Below are 414 nucleotides of genomic sequence, written 5' to 3' on the forward strand. Positions count from 1 at the left end.
CCGCCATGTCGAACTGGCCCTGCGCACCACCCTGGACGAGAACCTCGCGATGGTCCGCGACTCTGTCTCGTACCTCGTCTCCAAGGGCCGCCGCGTCTTTGTCGACTGCGAGCACTTCTTCGACGGCTACAAGGCGAACCCGGAGTACGCGAAGTCCGTGGTCCGCGCCGCCTCGGAGGCGGGCGCGGACGTCGTCATCCTCTGTGACACCAACGGTGGGATGCTCCCCGCGCAGGTCACCGCGATCGTCTCCACGGTTCTGGCCGACACGGGTGCGCGTCTGGGGATGCACGCCCAGGACGACACGGGCTGCGCGGTGGCCAACACCCTTGCCGCGGTGGACGCGGGAGCGACGCACGTCCAGTGCACGGCGAACGGCTACGGCGAGCGCGTCGGCAACGCCAACCTCTTCCC

General features: G+C 69.1%; 1 protein-coding gene. It reads left to right on the top strand.

Annotation, left to right across the window (positions count from 1 at the left end):
- Positions 1-414, top strand: a 414-nt coding sequence (locus tag J0695_RS39075; RefSeq protein WP_505383630.1) for a hydroxymethylglutaryl-CoA lyase-like TIM-barrel protein, incomplete at both ends; no start/stop codon positions are given.

It is taken from the genome of Streptomyces beijiangensis (assembly GCF_017315755.1).
GTDB classification, from domain to species: Bacteria; Actinomycetota; Actinomycetes; order Streptomycetales; family Streptomycetaceae; genus Streptomyces; species Streptomyces beijiangensis.